The sequence below is a fragment of the Thermogutta hypogea genome (assembly GCF_055386265.1).
On record NZ_AP042425.1, the window covers coordinates 1677770 to 1699940 of the forward strand.

At 60.4% G+C, this 22171-nt stretch carries 17 protein-coding genes; 9 read left to right on the plus strand and 8 right to left on the minus strand.

From position 1 onward, the window contains the following. Positions 1-110: 110 nt before the first annotated feature. Both ACZ5B4_RS06050 and ACZ5B4_RS06055 read right to left on the minus strand, forming a co-directional pair. On the minus strand, positions 111-1856 hold the full coding sequence (locus tag ACZ5B4_RS06050) for a DUF1559 domain-containing protein (RefSeq protein WP_464913534.1): 1746 nt from the start codon (positions 1854-1856) through the stop codon (positions 111-113). Between the two features lie 108 nt (positions 1857-1964). Continuing rightward, on the minus strand, positions 1965-3263 hold the full coding sequence (locus ACZ5B4_RS06055) for a Gfo/Idh/MocA family protein (RefSeq protein WP_464913535.1): 1299 nt from the start codon (positions 3261-3263) through the stop codon (positions 1965-1967). Between the two features lie 429 nt (positions 3264-3692). Here ACZ5B4_RS06055 and ACZ5B4_RS06060 point away from each other — a divergent pair, with 429 nt between their 5' ends. The 6 genes from ACZ5B4_RS06060 to ACZ5B4_RS06085 all read left to right on the plus strand — a co-directional run bounded on the left by ACZ5B4_RS06060 (position 3693) and on the right by ACZ5B4_RS06085 (position 10944). Further along, positions 3693-6458, plus strand: a complete 2766-nt coding sequence (locus tag ACZ5B4_RS06060; RefSeq protein WP_464913536.1) for an FAD-dependent oxidoreductase — start codon at positions 3693-3695, stop codon at positions 6456-6458. A gap of 158 nt (positions 6459-6616) precedes the next feature. Next, the gene (locus ACZ5B4_RS06065; RefSeq protein WP_464913537.1) at positions 6617-7591 is read left to right on the plus strand and encodes a sugar phosphate isomerase/epimerase family protein; all 975 of its coding nucleotides are present in this window, start codon (positions 6617-6619) and stop codon (positions 7589-7591) included. 26 nt (positions 7592-7617) lie between these two features. Next, positions 7618-8631, plus strand: a complete 1014-nt coding sequence (locus tag ACZ5B4_RS06070) for a Gfo/Idh/MocA family protein (RefSeq protein ID WP_464913538.1) — start codon at positions 7618-7620, stop codon at positions 8629-8631. Between the two features lie 26 nt (positions 8632-8657). Then, on the plus strand, positions 8658-9053 hold the full coding sequence (locus ACZ5B4_RS06075) for a metallopeptidase family protein (RefSeq protein ID WP_464913539.1): 396 nt from the start codon (positions 8658-8660) through the stop codon (positions 9051-9053). A 169-nt stretch (positions 9054-9222) separates the two neighbouring features. After that, positions 9223-9627: a UxaA family hydrolase gene (locus tag ACZ5B4_RS06080; RefSeq protein ID WP_464913540.1), complete on the plus strand. Its 405-nt coding sequence runs from the start codon at positions 9223-9225 to the stop codon at positions 9625-9627. A gap of 84 nt (positions 9628-9711) precedes the next feature. Beyond that, positions 9712-10944, plus strand: coding sequence for a UxaA family hydrolase (locus tag ACZ5B4_RS06085; RefSeq protein WP_464913541.1), 1233 nt, complete (start codon positions 9712-9714; stop codon positions 10942-10944). Positions 10945-11012: 68 nt separating this feature from the next. Here the strand turns inward: ACZ5B4_RS06085 and ACZ5B4_RS06090 are convergent, their stop codons facing one another. Next, the gene (locus ACZ5B4_RS06090; protein WP_464913542.1) at positions 11013-12032 is read right to left on the minus strand and encodes a 2-hydroxyacid dehydrogenase; all 1020 of its coding nucleotides are present in this window, start codon (positions 12030-12032) and stop codon (positions 11013-11015) included. A 224-nt stretch (positions 12033-12256) separates the two neighbouring features. Between ACZ5B4_RS06090 and ACZ5B4_RS06095 the strand changes: the two genes are divergently transcribed. Beyond that, a complete protein-coding gene (locus tag ACZ5B4_RS06095) occupies positions 12257-12997 on the plus strand; it encodes a glycosyltransferase family 2 protein (protein WP_464913543.1) in 741 nt (246 codons plus the stop codon). A gap of 30 nt (positions 12998-13027) precedes the next feature. Then, positions 13028-14689, plus strand: coding sequence for a hypothetical protein (locus ACZ5B4_RS06100; protein ID WP_464913544.1), 1662 nt, complete (start codon positions 13028-13030; stop codon positions 14687-14689). 83 nt (positions 14690-14772) lie between these two features. Here ACZ5B4_RS06100 and ACZ5B4_RS06105 read toward each other — a convergent pair whose 3' ends face one another. Both ACZ5B4_RS06105 and ACZ5B4_RS06110 read right to left on the minus strand, forming a co-directional pair. Further along, the gene (locus ACZ5B4_RS06105; RefSeq protein ID WP_464913545.1) at positions 14773-15309 is read right to left on the minus strand and encodes an adenine phosphoribosyltransferase; all 537 of its coding nucleotides are present in this window, start codon (positions 15307-15309) and stop codon (positions 14773-14775) included. 56 nt (positions 15310-15365) lie between these two features. Continuing rightward, positions 15366-16109, minus strand: a complete 744-nt coding sequence (locus ACZ5B4_RS06110) for a hypothetical protein (RefSeq protein WP_464913546.1) — start codon at positions 16107-16109, stop codon at positions 15366-15368. Positions 16110-16631: 522 nt separating this feature from the next. Between ACZ5B4_RS06110 and ACZ5B4_RS06115 the strand changes: the two genes are divergently transcribed. Continuing rightward, a complete protein-coding gene (locus ACZ5B4_RS06115; protein ID WP_464913547.1) occupies positions 16632-16994 on the plus strand; it encodes a methylated-DNA--[protein]-cysteine S-methyltransferase in 363 nt (120 codons plus the stop codon). Between the two features lie 34 nt (positions 16995-17028). Here the strand turns inward: ACZ5B4_RS06115 and ACZ5B4_RS06120 are convergent, their stop codons facing one another. The 3 genes from ACZ5B4_RS06120 to nagB form a co-directional block, all read right to left on the minus strand. Then, positions 17029-18261 (minus strand): Rid family hydrolase, encoded by a 1233-nt coding sequence (locus ACZ5B4_RS06120; protein ID WP_464913548.1) that lies wholly within the window; start codon positions 18259-18261, stop codon positions 17029-17031. 355 nt (positions 18262-18616) lie between these two features. After that, entirely contained in the window at positions 18617-20521 is a 1905-nt protein-coding gene (locus ACZ5B4_RS06125; RefSeq protein WP_464913549.1) for a heparinase II/III domain-containing protein, read from the minus strand. 642 nt (positions 20522-21163) lie between these two features. Beyond that, the gene (gene nagB / locus ACZ5B4_RS06130) at positions 21164-21946 is read right to left on the minus strand and encodes a glucosamine-6-phosphate deaminase (RefSeq protein ID WP_464913550.1); all 783 of its coding nucleotides are present in this window, start codon (positions 21944-21946) and stop codon (positions 21164-21166) included. Between the last annotated feature and the right edge of the window lie 225 nt (positions 21947-22171).

Genomic DNA, 22171 nt, shown 5'->3' on the forward strand with positions numbered 1-22171 from the left:
ACCTGGGTCGTCCGCCCGAAACATCGGCGTGGAACTCAAGCGCGGCGGCCCCGACCGTGGAGCGTCGCCGTCATCATTCTTTCCTCCCGGGAAAGGCCGGTTCCGTCCGCTCACAAATCTCCTAAAGGTTTGCCATCGGCGATGGTCGCCATGCGGCGAAACACCTCGCGGTCGATGGTTTCCGAAATAAACCGCACGGAACCATCGCAAAAAAGCACATTGAAACCGCCGGGATGAGCGTTTCCCAAACCGTCGAGCGGGTTCTCGGGGTCGAAAGGGAGGTCCTCGGGCTTAGTCCAAATCACGGCCCGATCGGAATTCACCTCCACCAGCATAATGCTATTGCTGGAGCCGTCGAGAATGTCCCGAAACGAGCGTGCCTCCCTGCCTTCAAAAAGCGTGCCCGGTCCGACAAGGGCGACGTAATGTGCCAAGCCCGGTTCCGCCAGAGCGCTGGGGTTCCTGTAAACCTCCGGCATTTGCGGAATCAAGGCCTTGTTATGCTCGCTGTCCCACGGTTCGTCGAGATGGAACTGCTCGTAGAGGTCTTGTTCTTCGATGAACGGCAGTATTTGCACGCGCCAGCTCAAGAGAGGCCGGCCTTCGGAATCGAAAATCGCCCGCGTGGGAAATCGCCTGTAAACGTCGTGATAGTTGTGCATCGCCAACCCTAGTTGTTTCAGATTATTAACCGATTGGCTTCGACGAGCGGCTTCCCGCGCGGAAGAAACGGACGGCAGAAGCAAAGCTACCAAGATTCCGATGGCCGCCATTTGCGACTCCTGCCCGCCGTCCAACCGCTTGTAAAGGGTGTCTCCTTTGCGATCGGGCTGGATCGCCCCGAAATAACGGTCCGTGATCCTTTGCAGATACTGCGCCATGGCCCGTTCGACCGGGTCTTCGCTTTCAGCGTGGCGATCGATTTCCTTCGCGAGTCTCCCTTTGACCTCTTGCAACATCGCCGAAACGATGTTTTGGAGCTTCAGTGCGTCGGCATCATTGTTGGCCCTCACCGCCAGATACAGGAACGATTTTCCGGTCAGATCGGCTCTCGCCTCCACTTCCGCCACCAGCGCCGGGATATCTTGCAACGCAGCCAAGGTCGGCGGAGGCGGATTCTGAAGCATCAGGCCGGACACCAACGGGCGGAGAGGCTCGAAATCCATGGCCAACGCCGCGTCCGGCAAGCGCTCCATGCCCCGGATGATTCGGCTGACTTTCCCGGGCTGGGGATCCTGATGATTTTTCAGCATCTTTTGCAGCAATCCCTCGTGCGCCACGATCACGGAATGATCGTCGGGCAAGAAAATGCTCGGCGTCAACGAAGGAATGCGAGAACGATAGTACGGACGGCCGTCGAGCGTTTGCTTCTCGGCATCTCGCTTGAGCGGCATCAACAACTGAGAATCATCCAAGGGCGAGGAAGAGCGGAGGATCAATCCGACTTGCGGCGGACCGAATCCCGTCACCTCGGCCACTCCGACCGCCCATTCGATTTCCAAAGGATCGAGGCCGAACTGCTGTTTGCCGGCCGCGGAAATCACTTCCAACGGGAGCAGCTCGAACTCGGGAGCGGTGAGGACGCGGCGGGGATGCAAAACCACCGCCGCCGTAGCACTCGGCGGAACGTAACCGATATCGGCCGTGACGCCGTCGGACGACCCAGCCGAGGCACTTTGGGCTAGCAATTGGAGAGCCTTCCCGGCCGGCCGCGGTTTCGCTTGCTTGACCGCGGGGACGCCCGCCTTTGGGAGAACGGCTCCTTCGTTCGCCGCCGCCGGCGCGGCCAACCACTGGCCGTGCAGCAAGGCTGTTACAAGCAACCATACCGTCACAAGTCTGCATCGACGTTTCATGACGCACCCCCTCGGTGGACAAGACCTTTCGCGACGGACCTTCCCCCGGCCCCGGCGGCCAAAGCATTCAAGGCCTTATCGCTTGGCACAACCTCGGTCCATGCACGATCACGCAATCTCCGGGTATTGCCACGGCGGGCGATAGTCGCGGCGAAGCAAACGATTCGCTTCCTCGTCGCCGACGATGACCTCCTTCTCCCCGTCCCAGGCGATGCTGCGTCCCAACTTCAAGGACAGCATCCCCAGCAAACTCATGTTCGTGGAGCGATGGCCGATCTCGATGTCGCAAACGGGAAGACGCCGATTTTCAATCGCGTCGAGGAAGTCGGCCCAAAGCTCCGGGATGTTGTGGTTGTCCTGACCGTGGAGTTGGGCGTCCTCGTGGATGACGGACTTGCTCTTGTTCGTAGGGTAGAAAGTCCAGCCGTCCAGCCAGCCCAGATGAAGCATTCCCTCGGTGCCGTAGAAGTAGCAGCCGATGTTGTGCTTTTCCGCGTCGTTCCCGCCGTAGCGGCGGTGTTCCCAAACGGCCGTGAATGACTCGAACGTGAACTGCACGACCTGGGTATCGGGCGCGTCGTCATTGGCTTGCCGAATGAATCGCCCCCCCGTTGAGGCCACGTGCCGCGGGTATTTCTCCTCGGTCCACCACAGAATTTGATCCATCCAGTGGATGCCCCAGTCTCCCAACGTACCGTTGGCATAGTCGAGAAACTGGCGAAAACCGCGGGGATGAATGGCCGGGTTGAAGGGACGCAAGGGGGCCGGGCCGCACCAAAAATCCCAATCCAAGCCGGCCGGCGGTTCGGCATCCGGCGTGGGCGAACCCGCTCCGCCCGGATAATGCACGAAAGCCCGAACCATGCCGATCTTGCCCAACCCACCCTCCTTAAGAAATCGCTGAGCCGACATGCAGTGCGGCGAGACCCGCCGATGCGTCCCCACTTGGACGATGCGATCGGCTCGGCGCGCCGCGCGGACCATGGCCCGCCCTTCGTAAATCGTGTGACTGATCGGCTTCTCGACGTAGACATGAGCTCCGCTTTCCACCGCGGCAATGGTAATCAGCGGGTGCCAGTGATCGGGCGTGGCCACGATCGCGATCTCCGGTTTTTCCCGCTCCAAAAGCTCCCGATAGTCGCGATATCGGCCCGGCGTCTTGCCGGTCCATTCCTCGACCTTGGCCGCCGCGGGACGGAGCTGATTCTCGTCCACGTCGCACAGGGCGACGACTTCGCATCGCCGCGATTCCACCGCAGCTTGGAGGATATTCATACCCCACCAACCCGAGCCGATCAAAGCCGTGCGAAAACGACGTTCTTTTTCCGCTCCGATCACGGCCGGTGCGGTCCACGACATGGCTCCCACTCCGATGACTTGCATGGCTCTGCGTCGGGAAAGATCCACGATTTCACCTCCGGTGCTCGAGGGCCGATAGCGGTAACGCCAAGTTCCGTCGGCGTTCCACCCTTGAAATCCGTGCTACGATCCATTTGCCGCGGGCTGCGGAACAAATCCTGAGATTAGTGTGACGCGTCCCTCGGCCGTTTGCAACTCGAAGCGGCAGGTATCCGGATGCAGGACGGCTACGTGTGGTCGGCGCCCCCTTTATCCGTTGGAACGAATCGCGGCCGCGGCGGAGCATGGAGCCCTCCGCACTGTGCGTTGAATTCGGCTTTTCGAAAGGATAAACTTTGGGGGCAGTGGAAAGCACGTGTTGAGACGCGGCCCCTCACCGTCGGTTGCACAAAGAAAGGCGGCGGGAATCGCCCAACCTCCCGACGGGTCGGCTGCGACGGTGAGCGGCATCGCCGACAGGAGTAGGAGCAACTACGCATGCGGGTCGGATCGGAACTGGTTCAAGGGCGTCCAGTGTCGCTCTTCGCCACGGTGATAGCGGCAGTTTGGGGAATTTCCCTCCCGTTTATGACGGCCGGGGCGTCCGGCATGGAAGATGACTCCGCGGCCGTGATCTGGGTCGAAGCGGAGCATTTCCAACAATCGGGCGGTTGGGTCAATGATGCTCAATTCGTCGATCAGATGGGATCGCCCTTTCTTCTCGCGATCGGCCTGGAAGGCCCGGTGGCGGATGCCGTGACGACGGTCTCGATACCCCGGGCCGGCAAATACCGCTTGTGGGTTCGCTGCCGAGATTGGGTGCCTGAATTCAGTCCCGGACGGTTCCACGTCGTCGTGGGCGACAAAATGTCGCAGAAGGTATTCGGAGCCTCCAAATCCGGGGAATGGGTTTGGGAAGACGGGGGCGAATTCGATCTGCCGGCGGGGAACTTGGAGATACGTCTCCGTGATTTGACCGGACACTACGGACGATGCGACGCCGTCGTCCTGGCGTCCGATCCCGAATTACGTTTGCCGGACGACCCGGCCAAAATCGCCGTCCTGCGCGAACGGTACGGCGGCGTCAGTCGGGAAGTCCGCGACATGGGGCCTTACGACACGGTCGTTGTGGGCGGCGGTTTGGCCGGCACGTTTGCCGCCGTAGCCTCGGCCCGGATGGGTTGTCGCACGGCGCTCGTACAGAATCGCCCCGTTCTGGGTGGAAACGCCAGCACGGAAATCCTCGTCAATCCGGAGGGCGATACCACACGCGAACCGCTGGATCCCGGCGAGGGAGGAATCATCGAAGAGGTCCGCGGCGACGTGTTCGGATATTCGGAACGATTGCTGAACCTGGTGCGGAATCAGCCCAACTTGGACCTTTTCTTGAATACGCACGCGAAAGGCGTGGAGTTGGCCGAACCGAACAGAATCAAAGCGGTGCTGGCCCTGGACGTGAACAGCGGACAGCGTTATCGATTCCTCGGGTCCACGTTCATCGACTGCACAGGTGACGGGGCGATCGGGGTCTGGGCGGGAGCCGAATATCGTCACGGACGGGAACCACGGTCGATGTACGGCGAAACGCGAGCGCCTGAGGTCGGCGATCTCAACAAAGGGACCATGGGCGGAACCCTCCGTTACGCCACCGAGCAGATGGCATCTCCCGTCGCATTCGTCGGCCCGGAATGGGCGCGGCACTTTCCGACCTGCGACGACTTCAACCCCGGCAGGCATCCGCAATTGCGATTCGGCGGCTGGCAGTGGGTGATCGAATACGGCGGTGAATTGGATACCTACAAGGACGCCGAGGTGATTCGCGACGAACTGCTTCGCATCATTTGGGGTATGTGGGATCATGCGAAGAATCACTGCACGCAATTGGGGCACGAAGCCGACAATTTCAAGCTCACCTGGGTCAGTCACGTCGTCGGAAAACGGGAGTCGCGGCGATTGATCGGCGACTACGTGATGACGGAACACGACATCGCGAATCGCACACTTTTTCCGGACCGCGTGTCCTACGGCGGCTGGGGAATCGACATTCACCCGCCCAAAGGTTTTTACGATCCCGGCCCGGCCGCGATCTTCTCCCACAAAGTCAAGTTCTCGGTCCCGTTTCGAAGCCTCTATTCCAAGGACGTGGATAATCTGATGATGGCCGGGCGCTGCATCTCGGTGACGCACGCGGCGTTGGGCGCCACCCGGGTCATGATCACCTGCGGACTGCAAGGCCAAGCGGTGGGAACGGCGGCCGGCTTTTGCAAGCTGCATCGGACCACGCCGCGCGGGGTCTACGAACGGTATATCCAGGATTTGCAGCAACAGCTCCTCAAGGACGGTTGTTACATCATCGACCTGCCGAATCAGGACCCCCGCGACCTCGCCAGGGGTGCTTCCGTTACGGCTTCAAGTATGGCCCCGAACGATGTCTATCAGCCCAGTGCCGCCTTGACGCGCCACAATCTGGATCACGATCGTGCCGTCATGTTCCGGTGGCCAGGCGGTCGCCTGGAATCCGTCGCGGCGCACCTCGAGTCCACCGCAGCCGGCCCCGTCGTGTTGGAGGCTCATTTGTGTCGCGCCGAGACCCTGGGGGATTTTCAGGACGCAGAGCAAGTCGCGGCGGTTCCAATCGCCGTCCCGCCCGGCGGTCGCGATTGGATCAACATCCCGTTCGGCGTGCAACTCGAGCCGGGCTACTACTACTTGTGGCTTCCCAAGACCGCCGGCGTAAGTTGGGGATTGTTCAGCGAAGAGCCGCCGGAGACGGCCCGGGCCTATCGCAGCGGGACCGCATGGACTCGCATGTCCGGGTGCTATGCCTTCAAGACCGAGCCTTCCGGCGGACAGGCCTTGCCCTTGGCGGAGGAACGGGCGGATCGCCCCTGGTTCGCGCCCGAGAACGTGATCGACGGATTCGCCCGAGCCGTTCGAGGAGTCCCGCACTCGTGGCGTCCCGACCCCTCGCTGGATCTCCCGCAATGGGTCGAGCTGCGGTTCGCTTCTCCGGTAGAATTCGACACGATCCACGTCAGTTTCCAAAGTCGTCAACTCGCGGCAAGTGACTTTTCCTTGTCCGCATTCGTGGACGGTCGATGGCAACCTCTGACGCGCGTGTCGGACAACATCCAACGGCGATGCGTTCTGACGTTCCCTGCGACGCGTGCGGATCGTGTGCGTTTGACCGTCGAGAAGGCCCCATCCGAGATGGGTGTTTGCGAAATTCGCGTGTACCGAGAGGAGGGGCCGGGCGGGCCGTGATGGTTTCGGCCTGACGTGTTTTCCCTTCGTCGCGGTCTTGGCCGCGGCGAAGGCATGAGGGAAATGCTTTCGGCGGCCCGCGTCATACATCGTCGGGGCTGTCGCGAGGGAGAGCGGTTTCTAAGAGTAAGCACATCCTATCCAGGAGGAAAACAACGATGTCTCAAGTGAATCGGCGAACCTTTGTGGCGACCGGGGCCGGTGTTTTGGCCGGAGCCGTGGCCGGACGCGGCCTTTCGGTCGCGGCGGGAATTATGACGGAGGAGCCGGCCTACCGGACGAAACTATTCAAGTCCATGATCGGCAACCCCGATGAGGCCACGCTGAAATCCTTGAAGGACGCGGGCTTCGACGGCATTGAATCCAATCAGCGCCACGCGCCGCTCGATGAAGCCGCCGCAGCCCGCAAAATGGCCGAGTCTCTCGGACTCCGCGTTCATTCCGTCTTATACGGATGGGCCAATTTCAACACCGACAGCGTCGCCGCGGACATCGAGAGCGTGGCCAAGTCCCTGGAGACGGCCGCCGCGTACGGAGCGGACGCCCTGCTGCTCGTTCCGTGCCGCATCGGCGGCATGGCCATGCCCAAACCGTGGGAATTCGATATCGAATTCGACGAAAAGACGGGCCACATTGTCAAGGTGGTAGAGGGCGACAACGACCCGTATCGAGAGTACATCGAGGCCCATAACCACGCCGTCGATGCGTCCACCGAAGCCGTCAAGAAGCTCATTCCCGCGGCGGAAAAGACCAAGGTCATCATCGCGCTGGAAAACGTTTGGAACAATTTGTGGGTCCGACCCGCCGTTTTCGCCCACTTCGTGAAGTCGTTCGACCACCCCATGGTGAAAGCCTACTACGACATCGGAAACCACGTGAAATATGCCCCGCCGCAAGAATGGTTGCGAGCCTTGGGCAAGGAAATCGTGAAGTTGCACGTGAAAGACTTCCTTTTAAACCCGGACGGTCACGACGGGAAGTTCGTCCATCCTCGCGACGGGAGCGTAAACTGGCCTGAGGTTCGCAACGAAATCGAGAAAATCGGTTACAGCGGTTTCATGACGATTGAAGACGGCGGGTTAAGCCTGGAGGAATTCAGCCGGCGTCTCGATCTCATCATCGCAGGTAAGTGAAACGCACCCCGGCGGAGGATCTACCGATGAGAAATACCCTGAAGTTGTCAACGGCTCTGGCGCTATGCGCCGCGACCGTGGTGCCTGCGTCGATGGTTTTGGGGGAGGAAACAACCTTAAAGCCGCAACCGCTGCGTGCCGGGTTGATCGGTCTGGACACGTCGCACGTCCTCGCGTTCACGGATTTGATCAATGACCCGGCGGCCGAAGGCCCCCTAGCCGAAGTCGAGGTTACCGCGGGGTTTCCCGGCGGCTCACCGGATCTGCCGGCCAGTTGGGACCGCGTCGAGGAATACACGGCGAAGTTGCGAGAAAAGGGGTTGACCATTTACGACGACATCGAAGCGATGCTGCCCCACGTGGACGTCGTGCTCGTGGAAAGCGTCGACGGGCGTCCCCATCTAGAACAAGCCCGGAAGGTGATCGCCGCGAAGAAGCCGCTTTATATCGACAAGCCGATGGCGGCCTCGCTGGCCGACGTCCTGAAGATTTTCCGTTTGGCGGACGAGGCCGGCGTGCCGGTGTTCTCCAGTTCGTCCTTGCGGTTCAGTTCCGGTTTCCAGGCGGCGCGGCGGGGAGAATTACCGATCGGAACCCTTCGCAAGTGCACGGCTTGGAGCCCCATGCACATCGAGCCGCATCACCCGGATCTGTTCTGGTACGGCATCCACGGCGTGGAGACGCTGTACACGATCATGGGGCCGGGCTGCAAGAGCGTGGTACGCGAGAGCCCGGAGCGCGTCGTCGGCACCTGGAGCGACGGCCGAATCGGCGTGTTCGAAGCCCGTAACGGCTACGGTGCGGAGGTCGAGGGCACCGACGGCACCGCTTCCGCGGGTACCTACGAGGGTTACAAACCCTTGGTCATCGAAATTTGCCGCTTCTTCCGGACGGGCGTCGCACCGGTACCCCGCGAAGAAACCATCGAGCTGTTCGCTTTCATGGAGGCCGCCGATGAAAGCAAGCGGCTGGGCGGCAAACCGGTGGAGATCGCGGACATCTTGAAGCGTGCGGAAGCCGCCGCCGCGAAGGCCGAGTGATGGCACGGATTGCCGGGTGATTGCGCATGGACCGACGGACGCGCGTATGGTTCGACCGGCGGCTCGAGGAGGTGTTGGCCTCGCTGCCCGATCGAGTCCAGGAGATGATCTCAGCCGTCCCGCTGTATGTGGAGGACTACCCGTCGCGAAAGTTGGCCCGCGAGCTGGGACTGCGACGGCGGTCCGAACTCTGCGGGCTTTTCTCAGGAGTACCGCTCCACGAAAAGCGACTGGACGAGCCGACGGTCATGTTGCCGGATCGCGTCACGCTTTTTCGCGAAGGAATTCTGGCCGCCGCCGCAGGCCGTGGTCGCCTTACGGAAGATGCCGTGCGCGAGGAAATTCGGATTACGCTGCTTCATGAGTATGGGCATTATTACGGCATGTCCGAAGAGGAGCTGGAGAACTACGGATACGGATGACTCTTTTCGGGTGGCTCGCGAGAATTGCTTGGTACTTCGGCGGCACGTGAGCGTCGCGATTGAAGGACGAAGAAGCGCTTCGCATCCGTCGGTGAGGATTCTCTTCGCTGAAGGCGGTACCTGCATCGTTGCTTTCTGATGTGCGAATGGACGTGGGAAGGAATCTACCATGAAAGCCCGTTTGATACGCCTGCACCCGGATGACAACGTGGTCGTGGCGAGTGGGACGATCCCCAAAGGCACGACCGTAAAATTGGATCGCGTGCGGCTGACTACGGCCTCCAACCTCCGCATGGGGCACAAAGTCGCCGTGCGCCCCATCGCCGAGGGAGAAAGCGTGCTCAAATACGGATACTCCATCGGGGTTGCAACCGCAAACATCGAACCCGGCCAGTGGGTTCACGTCCACAACATGCGAAGCGCCTATATCTCGACACAAGACCGACGAGGCGCCGATCCCACACTTGCCGCGGCGACGGAGAATGCCGGCCAAGGCCAGTCACCCATGGCGGGAAGAAATGAAGCCGACGGGTCTTCCGGACCGGATTCGACGAAGATTTCCGCCGACGGGTAGAACCGAGGAAGAGGAAACGCCCCACGGGCCGGCGGATTTGTTGCGCAAACCGTGTCGATTTCGAGAGAGAGGGATATCCCGATCATGGATCAATCGCCGATCACCGAGGCCCCTCGCGAGCGAGAGTGGCTGGGATTTCAGCGCGAGGACGGCCGCAAGGGCATTCGCAATCTAGTCTTGGTAGTCTATCTGGTTGAATGTGCCCATCATGTCGCCCGGGAAATTTGGCTGCCTTATCGCAAGATGGGGGTGCACTTGGCAGGTTTTCCGGGTTGTTACCCCAACGCTTACGCGAGGCGCGTGCTGGGCAGGATTGGCACCCATCCGAACGTCGGCGCGGTTTTGTTGGTTTCGCTAGGCTGCGAAAGCTTCGATGCCGAAGGTCTCGCCCGGGAGATTGCCGATTCCGGACGACCGGTGGAGACTTTGGTTATCCAGCAAACAGGAGGCACGGAAAAAACGGTTCGGCTGGGACGCTCTTGGGTCAAACGCCGATTGACCGACCTGCAAAAGGTGCCGCGCTGCTCCATGACCGCGGCCGATCTGACGATCGGCACGATCTGCGGCGGGTCGGATGCGACCAGCGGCTTGACCGCCAACCCCGCCTGCGGATATGCTTTTGATCTTTTGGTGGACTCCGGCGGCACCGCGATCTTCGAGGAAACGGGCGAATTGTTCGGTTGCGAAGGCGATTTGTCCCGTCGGGCGATTACGCCGGAGCTGGGCCGATCTCTCGCCGATTCCGTGAGCAAGGCCTTCGATTATTACGCCACGCTGGGGCACGCCAGCTTCGCCCCCGGCAACGCCGAAGGCGGTCTCACCACCATCGAAGAGAAGTCGCTCGGCGCGTACCTAAAGAGCGGCACGCGCCCGATTTCCGGTTTGTTAAAACCCGGGGACGTGCCACCGGGTCCGGGATTATATCTCCTGGATGTGGTTCCGGACGGCGATGTCCGCTTCGGTTTTCCCAACATTGCCGACAATGCCGAGATCGTAGAGATGATCGCTTGCGGCGCCCACGCGGTATTATTCACGACCGGCCGAGGCTCCGTCGTCGGTTCGGCCGTCTCGCCGGTCATCAAGGTGTGCGCCAATCCGGAAACGTTTCGGCGGCTGAAATCCGATATGGACATCAACGCGGGGGAAATCCTGCTGGGCAAGTCGGACTTGCCTGCGATGGGACGCCGCATTTTCGACTATCTGCTCGAAGTGGCCGCCGGTAAGAGCACCCTTTCCGAGCGCCTCGGTCACCAAGAGTTCATTCTGACGTACAAGACGTTCGAACCGCTGGGACCGGCCTGCCTGCCGCTGCGGTAAGGGCGGCAGGAAACGGACCAAGCCGGCGCCTTGTGAGGCCCATCGCGGATGGGACTGCCGGCGAACCTTCATGCGATCCCACCGGCACGCACGTCTTCCCACTTAATCAAGCCGCCGGGCGGCTCGCCCCGCTCGAATTGCGTGATGTTCTCCAGCGTCTGGCGCGAGATGTGTTCCATTGCTCGATGGGTGAAGAACGCTTGATGACCCGTGATGATCACGTTGGGAAAGGTCAACATCCGCATAAAGACATCGTCTTGAATGACCTGATTGGAGAGGTCTTCGAAGAATAGATCCGCTTCTTCTTCGTAGACGTCCAAGGCCAACGCCCCGATCTTCCCTGATTTCAAGGCCCGGGTCACGGCCCGAGCATCGACCAGTGCCCCGCGGCTGGTGTTCACCAGCATGACACCGCGTTTCATGACGGCCAGGGATTCTTCGTTGATGAGGTGTCGCGTCGCCGGAACCAAGGGGCAGTGAAGCGTGATGATGTCGCTCCGGCGAAAGATTTCGTCGGTGGTGAGATACTCTACGCCCGCCGCTACCAATTCTTCATCCGTCGCCAGGTCGAAGGCCAGAACGCGGCACTCGAACGCGAGCAATCGCTTGGCAACCAGCCGGCCGATTTTCCCGGTGCCGATCACTCCCGCGACCTTGCCCGCGATGTCGACGCCAAGGAGGCCGTCGAGCGAGAAATTGCCCTCTCGGACCCGATTGTACGCCTTGTGGATGCGTCTGGCCGCCGCCAGGATGAGGGCCAGGGTGTGCTCCGCCACGGCCTGAGGGGAATAGGCCGGCACACGCGCGACGGTCAAGTCCAATTGGGAGGCGGTTAGCAAATCGACGTTGTTGTAACCGGCGCAGCGAAGGGCGATGAGCCGCGTACCGCCCCGCTGAAGCATCAACAGAACCCTCGCGTCCAGATCGTCGTTCACAAAGACACAAACGGCCGGATAACCCTTGGCCAAAGCCGCGGTTTGCGCATTCAGTCGGGCCTCGAAAAAGACCAGTTCATGCCCGAACGCGGCATTGGCCGCCCGAAAGAAATCCCGGTCGTACGCTTTGGTGCTGAATACGGCGACACGCATCACGTCTCCTCTTTGGGTGGAATCGTTCGTCCCCCAATCCGATGCCCTGGACCGCCCGTTCTCGGACGCAACGTCATCCTCGGCCGATACGACGAGTCACCAAGCGGCAGTTTTGCAAGATGTCCAAGGAATCGAGGGTGACACCCATTTTACGGCGGCCCGAGAAAAGCGGCATGCCTTCCTGTTCACTTCTCCGCGGCCCCTCATCGGATAATAATAGCCGTATGAGCAACGTTCTGACGGCAATTCCGGTGTTCAACGAAGTCCGCCACGTCGGCCGGGTTCTAAGCGAGGTGGTGAAATACGCTTCCGACATCCTCGCCGTGGACGACGGCTCCCGGGACGGTACGGACGTGGTTTTGCGCCAATTCCCGCAAGTTGCGGTGGTGCGCCACCCTTGTAATCGGGGCTATGGCGCCTCGTTGCGAACGGCCTTTCGTTACGCGATCGACCACGCATACGAAATCCTTGTGACTCTCGATTGCGACGGTCAACACGAGCCGCGGCGCATCCCGGACTTCGTGCGGGCTTGCTCCGGCGACATCGACATCGTTTCGGGGAGTCGCTACTTGACGCGGTTTCCCGGCGACGGCAAACCGCCGCCGGACCGCCGAAGGATCAATCAGATCATTACCGAAGAACTGAACCGAAAGCTGGGTCTGCGATTGACGGATGCGTTCTGCGGCTTCAAGGCATACCGCGTTTCCGCCCTGACCAAGTTGGAGTTGACGGACGACGGTTATGCCATGCCGCTCGAGCTGTGGGTACAAGCCGTTCACCATCGACTGCGGATCATCGAGCTGCCGGTACCGCTCATCTACCTCGAGGAAGAGCGTTCCTTCGGCGGGGCGCTGGATAACGCCGACATCCGATTGGCGGTCTATCGTGAGGTCTTGGCTAACAGCCTGCGCAGAGTGGAGATGAGCCGGGCGGCCGAGGCTTGTTCTTCAAGCGCCTTCGATTAGCGCAAAACACGGCTGTCTTGACGAACCGTAATGAAGTCGCAGTCCGACGTCGCCCAATACCTGGCCTACCGCCCGTTGCGTGCTCCGGAAGGGGATCGCACGGTCTTTCTCCACCCTCCGCCGGCTTTGATTCCAAGCGTCGTTCATCGGAATATCGCCGATAAGTCGGCATCGTTACCCGCTCCCGCGCTGCCGTTCGACGGTGAATGGCTCGTCAAGACCCGCGGCGAGTTTGTTCGCTCCGCCTTGGCCTGGACCGGCACCTACTCGGACACCTCCTGGGCCGATCGCCTGAGCGAACAGGCGGCGTTCGGTCGCGTCCCCTTGTTGCTGGCAGGCCACCAGACCGAGATGTTTCATCCCGGCGTGTGGTTCAAGAATGCCGTTCTCTCGGCCGCGGCGAGGTCGGTCGGCGGCTTGGGCATCAATATCTTGATCGACGGGGATTCGCCCAAAACTACGACCGTGCGCGTGCCGACGAGCGCCAACGGTCGAATTCTCGCGGTCGCCGTGCCCCAGGATCGAATTCCAGGCGGCCTGCCCTACGAGGAGCAATTCGTACGCGACTGGGAGTGTTTTCGCAGCTTCGGTGATCGCGTCCACGAGCTACTGGCCCCTCTCGTGCCGACGTCGATGATTCGCGATTATTGGACCCTGGTGCAGCGCCGCGCCGCCGAGAATCGTCACTTGCCCTGGTCCCTGGCGCAGGCCAGGCACATCTTGGAACGCGATTGGGGCTGGAGGACATTGGAAGTCCCCCAAAGCATCGTGTGCGATCTGCCCGGCTTCGCCGCGTTCGCGGCCTTCCTTTGGAGCCGGGTGGAACCCTTTGCCCGCATCCACAACCGCGTGCTGGCCCAGTATCGCCGCATCCATCGCATTCGTACGGATGCCCGACCTATGCCGGATTTGAAACGGCACGACGATTGGTGGGAAGCCCCGTTCTGGATCTGGTCCGCCGACGAGCCGAAGCGGCGTCGCATCCATATTCGACGTGCCGGCCGATGTATTCAGATCTCCGATGGCGTCGCCACGCTGGGGTGCCTCCCGGAAGATGACTTTGCCGCCGCGGCAGATTGGTGGCGTGATCTCCGTCGCAAAGGAATCAAGATTCGCGGCCGCGCCATCATCACCACAATGTGGGCTAGAATGCTCTTGGGAGACATGTTCTTTCACGGCATCGGAGGGGCCAAGTATGACCAAGTCACCGACGCCGTGATGGCTGAGTTTTTCGGTCTTCAGCCGCCGGAATTCGGAATAGCCACGGCTACGATTCGCCTACCGATCATCACCAACCGAGTCGCCCCGGGACCGGCCGTCGAGCCTCGCGCGTTGCGTCGAAAGATGCGTGAAATGCTCTACCATCCCGAGCGATTCCTCCGACCGGACGACTTGTCGGACGCCGATCGGCAACGGGCAAGCGCGCTGGTGTCGGAAAAGCGGCGGTGGGTGGAAACGCCGAAGACGCCGAACAATGCGGCCGAACGCCATCGCGCCATCACAGAAGCGAATCGTAAGCTGGCAGAGTTTTTATCGCGGGAACGCGAGCATCTGTCGCGAGAGCTGGCGGCGGCCGAGGAACGCGCTCGGGACGCAGCGATCCTGTCCTCTCGGGAATTCGCCTTTTGCTTATACCCCGAACCCTATCTTCGAGAGTTTTTTGACAGCCGCCTCGCATCGCTGCGAGCGTGACTCCGGCTCCGGCGGGCGTGTCGGTTTCGCTGTCAGCCATCCTTGGGCCGGAACGGCGATCCCCTCTCCGAGCCGTCCGCGATTCAACCGCCGTGAAACCGAAGCAGACTGGTGGGGCGATAATCTGCCAGTCTCTCCGCGCCCTTCAAATCAACCAGTTCAATTAGGAAGGCGCAACCGACGACCTTCCCGCCGGCCTTTTCCACCAACCGGCAGCATGCCTCCACGGTTCCCCCCGTGGCAAGCAGGTCGTCCACGATCACGACCCGCGCGCCTTGGGGCAAATCATCCTGGTGCATTTGCAGCGTATCGGTCCCGTATTCCAGGCTGTAACTGTGAGAAATCGTGGCCGAGGGCAGCTTTCCCGGCTTGCGAATGGGAATCAACCCGACATCCAGCTCCAAAGCCAACGGTGCGGCGAAGAGAAAGCCCCTCGCTTCCGCGGCCGCAAGGAACTGAGGATTCCGCTCCTTGACCGAGTCCGCCATCCTTTGGACGGCGAATCGCAGGGCCGACGGTTCCGCCAAAAGGGGCGTTATGTCGCGGAACAGAATGCCCGGCTTGGGAAAATCGGGAATCGTGCGAATGTATCGGCGGAGGTCGTCGATGGTTTGGATCATGATGCGGAAAGTCCTTTCACGAGGCATCGCCGCGACGGTCCGAACAGGACTTCGCGTCAGCGGAGGGAAATGGCCTTGGCCAACGGCTGAACGATGTTGGGAATCACGAATTGTTCGGCCGCCGTTTGCGCCGTCTTGGCCAGCAACTCGAAGGTCTGCTCGAAGCCGTCTTTGCCCGGCAAGCAGCCGTAGTGCCGGGTGGTAAGAAATACGCTTAGATTCTCCTCAGGGTAGTCTTTGGCACGAATATGTTCGTCCGTAGTGCGCGTCTCAATATGGACGCGGCATTGCAAGCGGCAGTCCGCATCCAATGCTAGCGCGATGCTAGGTTCGAATCGGGTAAGTTGCGCACCGGGCATGTCGCGCAGCGATTCGAACGCCGGCGACACCCCCAAAGCCTCCGCGACGAGTTGGTTTTGATTACCTCGATATTGAAAATCGAATCCGAACAAGAGATCGACGGCTTCGCAATCCAGCCGGCTCAAAGAAAGGTGAAACGGCGCCGTTTGAAGGATCAACCGATGAAACGCAAACGCGTCCGCCAGAGACTCGGGATTGAGAAAGCCCGCCGAGACGCGCCGGGCTTCCAGACTGCACCACCGATACGAATGACTGCTTCGATCCTCTTCCAGCGCCAATTCGACCTTTTCCCTCGCGAAAAAATTACTCATGCGGGGATAGGCCTTTTGCAGCCGTTCAAAAAAGGTGAGCAGCGTCTCTCGATTGGAAGGCAAAGAAAGCGAAGTGTTGAGGACCAAATTGACGTAGTAGTCATCGGAATAGGCGCTGTAACTGTTCATGGTCGCTAGTGTCTTCCAAAGCTACCGTGCAAAACCGGAGCGGAGCGCGGCCGACCGGGTAACGAGCACCGGTCATCCCGAGGATTCCCCCCAAACGAGCCGATTTCCCTCCACGACTGGTCAAGCTCCGGGGGGGCCCCGACAATGATAGAGTATAAGGCGAACGCAAGAAATGTGTCAAAATCCCCCCTGGAAGGTCAAATCATTCCGGCCATTGCTACGACATATCGCACTTTCGAGCGATCAAGGTGACCCATGAGCGCAGACTGGCTCGGCGTGGGGGTGTTGCCAACCCCGCTAGGAACCATGGCCTTTCGGGTGACGGCACGAGGGATAGCCTCCGTTCGGTTAGGATATCCAAATTTGAAGGCAGCGGTTGAAGCGATTTTGCCCGAACCGCGGGGAAACCGAACTCGGTCCGAAGGGGCACTCCTCGGGAGCGGCACTATTCGGCAAAGACTCGGCCCCCTGCTTTGGATCGCACCCGGGGCGAATCTAAAACCGCCGGAGTTCGCGTCTGCGTTGGCCGATGACTTCACCCGCTATTTTGGAGGCGAGGTCGTCGATTTCGCGAGGTATCCCCTCGATTTGGGATCGGCTACGTCCTTTCAACTTCAGGTCTGGCAGACGTGCCGCTCCATTCCCTTCGGGGAGACGATGAGCTATGCTCAGCTCGCCGCGTGCATGGGGCGACCTTCCGCGGTGCGGGCCGTCGGCCGCGCACTGGGAGCCAATCCTGTTCCTCTGATTGTCCCATGCCATCGTGTGATTGCCGCCGATGGGAGCTTGCGCGGATTTTCCGGTTACGGAGGATCCGGCACAAAGCGTGCGCTGCTGGAGCTGGAACGGACGGCGATGAGAAAAGCAGCCCTCCCGCCGCGCTAGCCCGCGGTCGGGCCGGGAGAGACAAATCGGATTCCTAGCAATGGCCGTCGGTACAACCGGGGGTGCCTCGCTGAGCGAATGCCACGCCCTCGATCTCGACCAACAAATCGGGTCGGCACACATCCGCCACCGCGTAGATCGTAGGCACGTCGCCCATTCGCTTCTTGCAGATGGCCGCCACTTTGGGGTAATCCGATTTGCGTTTGATGTAGACCCGAGCCAAGGCTAATTGTTCCAAGGAACTCGACATCTCGGGCAAGTAATGGCGACGCAAGTTGGGACCGTCGATGAGGGCCTCGATGTTGTCCAGGGTCTCATGCGTTTGGCCTTCGACGTCGCCCTCGTGCTGCGTTTCGGAATCGGTGATGCTGGCGGTACCGGAAATGAAGAGCGTGGCGTAGCTGCCGCAGGAGAGCGCCATGGCTCGGGAAAACTTGGGGCTCTTGGGGCTGTAATGGCAGCCGTAGCCGAATGCCGGCGTTTGGCGAGGGTTCTCCAGCGGCATTGCAATGATATCGGAGCGATCCGTCACTAAGGCGATGCAACTCATCACCACATCGCGATGATCCGCGCCGATTCCCGTGCTCGCGGGATAGGCGGTACCATGCTGGACGGGCATGCGATCGCGCAAGAACGGGATCCCTTCATAGAAGTCCGCCCTCGCCCGATTCAATTCCTTATACCGCTGGGATTCGCCTTCCGCATCGACGATCCCGCCCAAATAGAGCCAAGTGCGAATGACCTGATCGAATCGCACATCCACCCGCTGCAATAAGGCCCGCATTCTTTGGAAGGCGTCGATCGCCCGGTCGTACGTTGAGGTAGCGGTGGTCTGCGGCACGACGTTGGCGCAATGCACCCAGGAAATGTTGTTGTGGCGAGCAAGAACGAGCTGGTCACTGAATCGGAGGATGTCCACATCGCCCTTTTTGCGACCGACGCCCAAAGCCTCGATTGAGATCAGCCCGCCTTCACACGGAAGTTGTGGGACATAGGTGGTTGCGGGCATTTCCGGCCCGTAGAAGTCACGTATGATTTTGCGGACTTCGTCGAGCTGAGAGTAGTCGCCCAGGAAGACTACCTGATGGACGATCGACCCAAGCGTACCCTCCTCGCGAATCACCGCTTCGATTGTTTTCAAGGCGTCGTCGGCTTGCGTCTCCAAGCTTCCCCCGCACCGCGGAACCGCCGCCGCGAACACGTGGCGGACATCGGTTAAGTCCACAACCGAATACCCGACGCCGTCGCTACACGTCTTTCGAATCATGAGTCCCTCGCAGGCTCGCGTTTCCCTTAGCCCCGCCTTCAGTTTAATTTCCCCCCGCAGGTACGACAACAAAACGGTGCTTGCTTGCCGCGCAGTGGTCAAAGGGGTAGCTCTGCGGTCGTGGCGGGGGTCGCATAAAAATCGCCGGAACGTTGCCGGATAAATGGGATTACACCGGACTATGGTGAGGGGTTTGCGGCGGGCCGCCTAATATTCCATGCCGTTTTTGGGGTAAGGCGCACGACCGGCACGAGCGCCCGGGCAATCCCGACATGAATCCCCAAGCTGTTTGGAGATTCCGAACAACCAGATTTCCGGCGCAAATCTTTACTGTTTTCCCAGATTCCGGGTCGGCTTAAAGTGAGGGTTCGTTCCAAGCGTCCAAAGGTATCGGCGAGGGAAGGTCGGCGGTATTGCCCTGGGAGGTGAAGGCGACGGTGATGCGAACGGGTTCCCCGCCTTTTTTCAGACGAATTACAAGTTTACGGACGTCGGGCTGTTGTTTCTGAGGCGGTGGGGCGTCTGCATTTTCGACTGAGAATTGCACACCCTCGGGCGACAAAATTACGGCCTGAATCGCGCGGTCGTTCTGCCGCAAAAGGGCGGTCCGACCTCGCAATTCCACTTCCGCCGGAGTATGCACCTGCCATTGGATCGAGCGTCCCTCGAATCCTTGAAGCTCATCCTGGATGAGGACGACGCTCTTCTTCAAAACGGCCACTCCGCGCCGTACCCGATCCGTCGACCGGCCGGACCCGTCACCCGATTCCTGGGCATAGGCCTCGGAAAGGTCCGCTACGGCGAACAAGCGATCCGGTCGATCGGAAAACGCGGTGATTGGGGCTTTGGCACGCGGAGCCTGGTTTTGACCGTCCAAAAGCAATGTGTTTTGGCCTGCCGTACCAAGGCGATAATAGGTCCACCGCAGATTTCCGAAATAACCCGGCAGATTGTAGTCGTCGGCCCCTAGGTCCAAGACCCAACGCTGCCCGGCCGCATCCAGTACGAAGCTGCCCAGTTCCAGGTGGCTGTGGTTGACGGCATTGTCTCCGCCTTTGAAACCGACAAAGACCGCATCCTGCGTCCAGTCGCTGCGCAGCGTGACGATGTCGGCTCCCCGGAACCACTTGGCCGTAGGCTCCCCCGTCATGCCCTCGCCTCGTGGATCATACCACCACAGATCGAGAGAGGAACGGCCTTCGAGGTAATCTCGTTGGTGCCAGGCATACACGGGCCGGTCGAATCGCCTGGCCAGGTACAACATGCAGGGCGCGCTCCCGACTCGCGAGCCGCCGTCCGCAAAGTTGAAACTGAGCTTGGTGGGACCGATCACGTGCATCCAAAAATCACCGGTGACGGAAAAGCCCGGCGAATCCCCGAGGCCGAAATCAGTCCCGAGGGCCGTTTCCAACCCTGCCAGCATGTAGACGGTGTACCGCGTGGCGTAGTTCCAATACCCCGGCCCTTCCGCCCAGGCCCCATCCGGGGCGTAGCTCGCCATGGCTCGGGGCAGGGAAGCGATGGCGGAAGACACGATGAACGACGCCAGTTCCCGTTCGTCTTCGGCGACGGCCAAAGCCCCCAAGGTCAATCCGCCGTTACAGACTTGATTCCAATTCCATACCGTTCGCGGCCAGCCGCCCCCGCGACGATAAATCTTTTCACCTTCGCGCAACCCTTTTTCTACGATTGCCGTGCGGATCGCCTGACGGTCCTCCGGCGTCAGAATCTCGTACAGCCAGTCGTAACCGATAGCCAGCGCGTGCGTCATTTCGGCCGTATCGAGAAAGTGCGACGGATTCCAGTCGGGAAAAGCGGCGGCGGTCCGCATCTCGAGCGTCGCCCGATCGGCGTATTTCTTGTCGCCCGTCAGACGGTACAGGGTTGCCAACGTGTACACCCGATCCACGCACAAGCGACTTTGATCGAGCAATCGAGGACCGATGAGTCGATGGCGAATGGGCGGTTCCGTGAGAATGCGATCGCCCCTCTCCTTGACCGCTTCGAAGATGCTTCGCGCCTTCTCGTCGGCTTGCAGCACCTGCCGCAGAGACTCCTCCGCGCCCCGCGGCGCGATCAAACGGGGATGCTCGCGAACCAGGGAGCTTAGGATCTGCTCGGGAGAAGTCGGTGCGGCAGGTTCCGATGCCGTGGCGATGCCCTCCGCATCGAAGGGTGTTGCTGCGCTCATCACGGAGCACGCAGCCGTGATTCCAACGGTGAACCCATGCAGGAGTGCCGAACGAAGTGCGTGCAACACGAGATAGACCTCCCTCACGTGATCGACGTTCCATCCGATGATGGAATCAAAGGTGGGAAAAAGCGGCGGAAAACATGCGGTGCCAAACCGAGCATTGCAGTGGAAGTGTAGGAGAGTGTAACCCCTGCGCCGACCGCGGTCAACCATTTGGCGAACCGGCCAGGCTGTTTGCATCGTTCTCAGATCTCAGAAACCTTGGGAATCGGGGAGAGGCCGTAAAAAGACCCTTTCGGCAAAGCGTGCGACTGAAGCGGCGTCGTGCCGGAGTCGGAGGATACTTCCCAGATTTCTTGACTCACCCGCGAGTCAAGCTGATATCGCGCGATCCGGCCGAGAATCGCATTCGACGGCAAGATATCGACGCTCTCGCTCCGTCGCGGCCGCAGGGATGAAAAAACGGCTCACCGTGGTCGCACGGCGGAGCACGTCCCTCGGTTCCATCGCCTTACTGTGCGCCATTCGTTCGGAGCAAGGAATGGTGCTCCACCCCGCCGGTCCGTCACAATCTCCGCGGAATTTCCTCGGAATGAGCCGACCGCTGTAGATCGTCAGCCGGCCGGAGGCATACGATGCGATACGACCAAAGCGTAGTCCGACGCGACCGCTCCGCCCGGAGAAGCGACGCCAAAAAGAAGAATCAAATCATCTGTCGGGTGCGTCCGGGCGTTTCTCTTGGACCCAGAGGTAGTAATCGGCCAATCTCAGCTTGGATGCCGCTTGCCGGTCGAGAAAGACGACGGCATCGCGGTGCAGTTGCAGGGCCGAGGCCGTCACCATGCTTGTAATCGGGCCTTCCACCGCGGCCGCGACGGCATCCGCCTTCGCTTCTCCGTGGGCAATCACGATGATGCGTTTGGCGTCGAGGATGGTTCCCACTCCCATCGTAATGGCGAACGAGGGTAACTCTTCATCGGGATCGAACTGCTGAGCGAACTCCGCCAAGCGATTCTTGGAAAGCGTTTTGATTCGGGTGCGAGACCCCATCGAACTGCCCGCCTCGTTGGCACCGATTTGTCCTTCCGTCCCGATGCCCAGGATCTGCAAATCTATACCGCCGCAATTCTGGATTCGCTGTTCGTACCAGCGGCAGTAGGCCTCGTAATTGTCGGTGGTGCCGAGTGGGAAGTACGTGTTTTGCGGGGGAATATTGACGAACTTGAACAGATGCTCGTGCATGAAATAGCGGTTGCTTTGGGGATGATCGCGGCCCAAGCCCACGTATTCGTCGAGGTTGAACGTCGTGACTTGTGAAAAATCGAGAAGTCCCTCTTTGTACATCTTGACCAATTCTAGATATAGGCCGCGATGCGTATTTCCCGTGCTGAGCCCCAGCACGGCGTTGGGCTTGTTGTTCAAAACTCTGGCGGCCGCTTTCGCCGCCGCCGCACACATTTCTTCGTAACTGTCCTTGATGATGACTTCCATGATGAGCATTCCCCGGCTGTAACCGCAAACCAAACTTTGCTGGAGATCCGACCTTCCGTCCGAAGGCCTCTTCGCTCGCCCTTCCAACAGTCTCGGCCCGAAAGGGGCGACCGTGTGCCGTGCCGACAACGGCCCCGCATCATGATAGCAGTGTGAAAGGTTTGTCGTGGCACGTCAAGAAGGCTTTGCCGCGCGTATGCGGCCCCGTTTCCACGACGATCGCGA